Annotated in this window: 7 protein-coding genes; all 7 read left to right on the top strand. The window is 63.8% G+C overall.

What is annotated here, in order from left to right:
* On the top strand, window positions 1–361 hold a 361-nt coding region (locus WAN02_RS13765), incomplete at its 5' end, for an AMP-binding enzyme (protein WP_422264751.1).
* 314 nt (window positions 362–675) lie between these two features.
* On the top strand, window positions 676–1,392 hold the full coding sequence (locus tag WAN02_RS13770) for an MlaE family ABC transporter permease (RefSeq protein WP_422264757.1): 717 nt from the start codon (window positions 676–678) through the stop codon (window positions 1,390–1,392).
* A gap of 1 nt (window position 1,393) precedes the next feature.
* Window positions 1,394–2,263 (top strand): ABC transporter permease, encoded by an 870-nt coding sequence (locus WAN02_RS13775; RefSeq protein ID WP_422264752.1) that lies wholly within the window; start codon window positions 1,394–1,396, stop codon window positions 2,261–2,263.
* Window positions 2,264–2,270: 7 nt separating this feature from the next.
* Entirely contained in the window at window positions 2,271–3,572 is a 1,302-nt protein-coding gene (locus WAN02_RS13780) for an MCE family protein (RefSeq protein WP_422264753.1), read from the top strand.
* Entirely contained in the window at window positions 3,569–4,606 is a 1,038-nt protein-coding gene (locus WAN02_RS13785; protein WP_422264754.1) for a virulence factor Mce family protein, read from the top strand. Before WAN02_RS13780 ends, WAN02_RS13785 begins: the two co-directional genes overlap by 4 nt.
* A complete protein-coding gene (locus WAN02_RS13790; protein ID WP_422264755.1) occupies window positions 4,606–6,189 on the top strand; it encodes an MCE family protein in 1,584 nt (527 codons plus the stop codon). The genes WAN02_RS13785 and WAN02_RS13790 overlap by 1 nt, the downstream gene beginning before the upstream one ends.
* On the top strand, window positions 6,186–7,059 hold an 874-nt coding region (locus WAN02_RS13795; RefSeq protein ID WP_422264756.1), incomplete at its 3' end, for a virulence factor Mce family protein. The genes WAN02_RS13790 and WAN02_RS13795, both read left to right, overlap by 4 nt.

Here is a 7,059-nt window from a genome sequence, read left to right on the forward strand (position 1 = left end):
AAAGAAAGACATGATCATCTCCGGCGGCGAGAACATCTACTGCGCGGAGGTGGAGAACGTCCTCGCCAGTCACCCGGAGATCGTCGAAGTCGCGGTAATCGGACGTCCACATGAGAAGTGGGGTGAAGTGCCGATCGCGGTCGCGGCCGTCGCGGCCGGTCGGCCGCAAAATCTAAGCATCGAGGACCTCGACGAGTTCCTCGGCGAGCGGCTCGCGCGCTACAAGCACCCGAAGGGCCTGGAGATCGTCGACGCGCTGCCGCGCAACCCCTCGGGCAAGGTGCTGAAGACCGAATTGCGGACGCGTTACGGGGCTTCGGCTGGGCCTCAAAGCGCCTCAGCGTCAACGGATCCAGGGTAGATCGGATGAACCTGACATAACGAAGAACACGCAGGTCAAATTGACGAAAGGCCAATAACGCGGATGCCATGCAAGCCCACGATCCCATCGGGTACAGTCCTGTGGTCCGCCTTACTACCAACCAGTAGGGAGACGGAGATCACACACCTAGGGACGGGGCAAGGAGGGGCGGTGCGAAACTTTTCGCACCTCCCTCGCAAGTCGCAGGGTCGCGGCGGGAAGGGGTGCCAGTGACAACGACGCAGCCTCGGGTCACTGATTACGTCCGTGACCAACTAGGCCCGCCACTGGTTCTCGTCGGCGGCTTTTTCCGGATGTGCGTGCTGACCGGAAAAGCGTTGTTCCGCTTTCCATTTCAGTGGAAAGAGTTCATCCTGCAGTGCTGGTTCATCCTGCGGGTGGCACTGCTGCCGACGATGGCGGTGTCGGTGCCGGTGACGGCGCTTTTCATCTTCACCTTCAACATCCTGTTGATCCAGGTCGGCGCCGCCGACATCTCGGGCGCCGGCGCGGGTATCGCCGTCATCACCCAGATCGGCCCGATCAACACCGTGCTGGTGATCGCCGGCGCGGTCTCGACGGCCATCTGCGCAGACCTCGGTGCGCGCACCATCCGCGAAGAGATCGACGCGATGGAAGTGCTTGGCATCGACCCCATCCACCGGCTGGTGGTTCCGCGTGTACTGGCCTGCGCCCTGTGCGGAATGCTGCTCAACGCCTTGGTCAGTATGGTCGGCCTGGTCGGCGGTTTCCTGTTCGGCGTCTACATGCAGAACGTGTCGGCCGGCGCCTACCTGGCCACGCTGACCCTCGTCACCGGGCTGCCCGAAGTCGTCATCGCGACCGTCAAGGCACTGTCCTTCGGGCTCATCGCAGGACTGGTCGGCTGTTACCGCGGCCTTACGGTGAAGGGTGGTTCCAAGGGGCTGGGCACCGCCGTGAACGAGACTGTGGTGCTGTGCGTGGTGGCGCTGTTCGCGGTCAATGTGGTGCTGACCACCATCGGTGTGCGCTTCGGAACGGGGATGTGACATGTCGACCGTCCAGATATTGCGCGGCCGCTTCCCACGGGCGTCCTCCACGCTCCGCAAGTACGGCGAGTCCGCGACCCGACCGCTCGACGAGGCCGGCAAGATCGGTTGGTTCGCGATCATCGGTGTCCGCGACATGGTGTGGGCGCTTGCCCGCTATCGCAAGGAGATTCTGCGGCTGATCGCAGAGGTCGGCATGGGTACCGGCGCGATGGCCGTGATCGGTGGTACCGCGGTGATCATCGGCTTCGTGACGATGTCGGCCGGTTCGCTGGTCGCGATCCAGGGTTTGGCGTCGTTGGGCCACATCGGTATTGAGACCCTGCTCGGGTTCGTCGCCGCCTTCATCAACGTCCGTCTCGTCGCGCCCATCGTCACGGGCATCGCCCTGGCGGCCACCGTCGGCGCCGGCGCCACGGCCGAGCTCGGCGCCATGCGGATCAGCGAGGAGATCGACGCGCTCGAGGTGATGGGCGTCAAGTCGACGGCATACCTGGTGTCGACCCGCATGCTGGCCGGACTGGTCGTGATCATCCCGCTCTACTCGGTGGGTCTGATCCTGTCGTTCCTTTCGCCGCAGATCGTTACGACCGTCTTGTATGGACAGACATCTGGTACTTACGAGCACTACTTCCGTACGTTCTTGCGCCCCGACGACGTGTTCTGGTCGTTCGTGGAAGTCATCATCATTGCCGCCGTCGTGATGTTGTCGCACTGCTACTACGGCTATAACGCCAGCGGCGGTCCCGTCGGGGTGGGCGAGGCGGTCGGCCGCTCGATGCGCTTCTCGTTGGTTGCGAACCCCATCGTCATCCTGTGTGCCGAAATGGCGCTCTACGGCGTCAATCCCAACTTCAACTTCACTGTGTAGGCGGGCCATGACGAGTCCACGAGGGAAGATCAACAAAGCGCCGTTCCAGCCGTTCCGGGTGGCCGGTGTCATCGTTTTCCTGATCGCGGCGCTCGTGCTGTGGTTGGTGTTCCTTCAGTACAACGGGGACTTCACCGAGAAGACCAAGCTGACCATGCTGTCCGACCGGGCCGGTTTGGTGATGGACCCCGGCTCGAAGGTCACCTACAACGGGGTGCAGATCGGACGGGTGGACAAGGTCGACGAGATCGAACGGGACGGCAAGCCCGCGGTCAAGTTCAGCTTGGACGTCTACCCCAAGTATCTGCACCTGATCCCGGCCAACGTGGACGCCCGGATCGTGGCCACCACGGTGTTCGGTGAGAAGTACGTGTCGATGACAGCGCCGGAAAACCCTCTGCCGCAACGGATTACGCCGTCGAACGTGATCGACGCCCGGTCGGTGACGACGGAGATCAACACGCTGTTCCAGACCATCACGCAGATCGCCGAGAAGGTGGACCCGGTCAAGGTCAACCTGACTCTGAGCGCGGCGGCGCAGGCGTTGAGTGGGTTGGGCGACAAATTCGGGCAGTCGATCATCAACGGCAGTGCCGCGCTCGACGAAGTCAATCCGCGGATGCCGATCATCCGCCACGACATTCAGCAGTTGGCCACGCTGGGCGACACCTACGCCGACGCCGCCCCGGATCTGATCAATTTCCTCAACAATGCGTCAACCACGGCCCATACGATTCACGCGCAGGAAAAAGATTTGGACCGGGCGCTGCTGGCCGCGGCGGGCTTCGGCGCCACCGGCGCGGACATCTTCAACCGCGGCGGGCCGTACCTGGCTCGCGGGGCCAAGGACCTGGTGCCGACGACCCAGATGCTGGACACCTACAGCCCCGAGTTGTTCTGCACCGTGCGCAATTTGCACGACGCCGAGCCCAAGGTTGCTGCGTTCACCAGCCCGTATTCGCTGCGGTCCGAGACCGAAATCTTCTCCGGGCTGGGGCTGGCTCTCAGTCTTCCGGGCCTGGGAATCACGGCGGCCACGCTGGGACTCTCGGCGCTGACCGGCCTGATCGGCGGGGCGCCCAACCCGTACATCTACCCGGAGAACCTGCCACGGATCAATGCGCACGGCGGGCCGGGCGGCGCGCCGGGTTGCTGGCAGAGCATCACCCGTGAGCTGTGGCCCGCGCCGACGCTGGTCATGGACACCGGCAACAGCCTCGCGCCGTACAACCATGTCGATACCGGCTCCCCGTACGCAGTCGAGTACGTCTGGGGCCGCCAAGTGGGAGACCACACGATCAACCCATGAAAATCACCGGAACCCTCTTCAAGCTCGGCATCGTCTCGCTGGTGCTGCTGTTTTTCACCGCGCTGATCGTCGTCGTGTTCGGCCAGATGCGCTTCGACAGGACCACCACCTACACCGCCGAGTTCAACAACATCAGCGGGCTGCGCAACGGCCAGTTCGTTCGGGCCTCCGGGGTGGAGATCGGCAAGGTCAAAAACATCAAGCTGGTCGACGGTGGCCATCGAGTGCGGGTCGAATTCGACGTCGACCACTCCGTCCCGCTCTACCAGTCCACGACTGCTCAGGTGCGTTACCTCAACCTGATCGGTGACCGCTACCTGGAGCTCAAGCGCGGCGACGGCGAGGGCGCCGATCGGGTGCTTCCGCCGCACGGGTTCATCCCGCTCTCGCACACCCAGCCGGCGCTGGACCTGGATGCGTTGATCGGTGGTTTCAAGCCGCTGTTCCGGGCGCTCGACCCGGAGAAGGTCAACAACATCGCGACGGCCATCATCACCGTCTTCCAGGGGCAGGGCGGCACCATCAACGACATCCTCGATCAGACCGCACAGCTGACCTCGCGCATCGCGGAGCGAGACGAGGCGATCGGCGAGGTGGTCAAGAACCTCAACATCGTGCTGGACACCACGGTCAAGCACCGCAAAGACTTCGACCAGACCGTCGACAATTTCGAAAAGCTGATCAGCGGCCTGAACGAGCATGCCGAACCGTTCGCGGCAGGCATCGCGAACATCAGCAACGGCGCCGGGACGGTGGGCGACCTGCTCGCCGACAACCGGGCTCTGCTGCACAAGACGCTGAACTACCTCGAGCCTATTCAGCAGACCGTCGTCGACCAGAAAGACCTCTACGACGACCAGATTCACCGGACGCCGATCGGGGTGAACATCGTGGGGAACGCCGCCGGCAACTACGGCGACTGGGTCAACTTCTACCTGTGCGACCTCACGCTGAAGACGAACGGACTGCAAGCGGGTGGACCGGTCCGCACGGTCAAGATCTGGTCGCAACCGACGGGTAGGTGCACGCCGTAATGAGGACGCTGGAACCCGCCAACCGGAAGCGAATCGGCCTGATGGGCCTGATCGTGACGGTGATGGTCGTCGGTGTCGGTCAGACTCTCACCAGCACCCCGCAGCTGTTCGCGCAGCCCAGCTACTACGGACAATTCACCGATTCTGGGCAGCTGAACAAAGGCGACAAAGTGCGTATCGCCGGCGTCGATGTCGGCCAGGTCGAGACGATCAACATCGACGGCGACCACGTCGTGATGAAGTTCTCCACCGGAAGCAACACCATCGGCACCGAGAGCCGGCTGGCGATCAAGACCGACACCATTTTGGGTAAGAAGGTGCTCGAGATCGAGCCGCGGGGAACCCAGACGTTGCGGCCAGGCGCGATACTGCCGGTGGGCCAGAGCACCACCCCGTACCAGATTTACGACGCGTTCTTCGACGTCACCAAGGCTGCCGCCGGCTGGAACATCGACACCGTCAAGCAATCGTTGAATGTGCTGTCGCAGACCATCGATCAGACCTACCCACACCTGAGTGCAGCACTGGACGGGGTGGCCAAGTTCTCCGACACCATCGGCAAGCGCGACGAGCAGATCACTCATCTGCTCGCGCAGGCCAACCAGATCGCCAGCATCTTGGGTGATCGCAGCCAGCAGGTCGACCGGCTGTTCGTCAACTCCAACAACCTGCTGGCCGCGTTCAATGAGCGCAGCCGGGCGATCAGCGCGCTGCTGAGCAATGTCTCGACGTTCTCGGCCCAGGTGGAGAACCTCATCAACGACAACCCGAACCTCAACCACGTTTTGGAGCAGCTGCGCGTCGTCAGCGACCTGCTGGACAAGCGTAAGGACGATTTAGCGCTGACGATCAAGAACTTCGGCAAGAGCGTGGCGGGCCTGAATGAAGCCGTCGCGTCGGGGCCATATTTCAAGGTGCAGCTGACCAACCTGCTGCCCTACTGGATCCTGCAGCCGTGGGTGGACTCCGCCTTCAAGAAGCGCGGCATCGACCCGGAGAACTTCTGGCGTAGTGCCGGGTTGCCGGCGTTCAAGTTCCCCGACCCGAACGGCACCCGCTTCCCCAATGGTGCGCCGCCGCCTTCGCCGACAACGTTGGAAGGAACCCCGGATCATCCGAACCCGGCGGTGGCGCCTGGATCGCCGTGCTCGTACACGCCGACGCCGGAATTGTTCCCGCGGCCCGGCAACCCGATGCCGTGTGCGGGTATCGACCAGAACCTGGGGCCATTCGGACCGAACGGGCCGTACCCGGCCCTTCCCGATGTGGCCTCCTCGCCGCCGAACCCTGCCGGTCTGCCCCCGACCCCGGGGATCCCGATCGCCGGGCTGCCGGGCCAGGTGCAACCCGATGTGCCGGGCACTCCCGTTCCCATTGCACCCGGCCCGCCGGGAGCGCGCACCGAGCCGCTGGGACCACTACCCGGCCCGGCTCCGGCGAATCCGGCTGCGGCACCACCACCAGGACCAGTGCCCCCAGGGCCCCCGCCCCCACCCGGGCCGGGCAATAACCTGCCGGCACCGTACATCGGCAACACAGGTGGAGCCGGCGGCAGCGGTGCGCAAGGAGGTAACCAGAATTGAGCACCGTCTTTGATTTCCGCAACGTCCGGCTGCCGAAGCTGTCACGGGCCTCGATCGTCATCGGCTCGCTGGCGATCGTGGCGGCACTTGTGCTGGGTTTCCTTGGCATCCAGCTCTACAAGAAGCTGACAACCAACACCGTCGTGGCCTATTTCCCGGTCGCGAACGCCCTGTACAACGGGGACAAGGTCGAGATCATGGGCGTGAAGGTCGGCGCGATCGACAAGATCGAGCCGGCCGGCGACAAGATGAAGGTCACCTTCCACTACTCCAACAAGTACAAGGTGCCCGCTGATGCGCAGGCGGTGATCCTCAACCCGACGCTGGTGGCGTCGCGGCTGCTCCAGCTGGAACCGCCCTACAAGGGCGGGCCGGTGCTGGCCGACAACGCGGTGATCCCGGAAGAGCGCACCCAGGTGCCCACCGAATGGGACGAGCTGCGCAACACCATCACCAACGTCATCTCCAAGCTCGGGCCGACGAAGGAGCAGCCCAAGGGCCCATTCGGGGACGTCATCGAGGCGTACGCCGACGGCCTGGCCGGCAAGGGCAAGCAGATCAACACCACCTTCAACGACCTGTCGCGAGCGCTGACGGCGCTCAACCAGGGGCGAGGTGACTTCTTCGCGGTGGTGCGCAGTCTCGCGCTGTTCGTGAACGCACTGCACGCCGACGACCAGAAGTTCGTCGCGTTGAACAAGAACCTGGCTCAGTTCACCAACAGCCTGACTGGCTCCGATCGTGACCTGGCCAACGCGGTGCAACAGTTCGACGGCCTGCTGACCACCGTGCGCCCGTTCCTGGACAAGAACGCCGACGTTCTGACGCACGACATCAACAACCTCGCCGACACGACCAACACCCTGGTCC

Source organism: Mycobacterium sp. (assembly GCF_049281135.1).
Taxonomy (GTDB): domain Bacteria; phylum Actinomycetota; class Actinomycetes; order Mycobacteriales; family Mycobacteriaceae; genus Mycobacterium.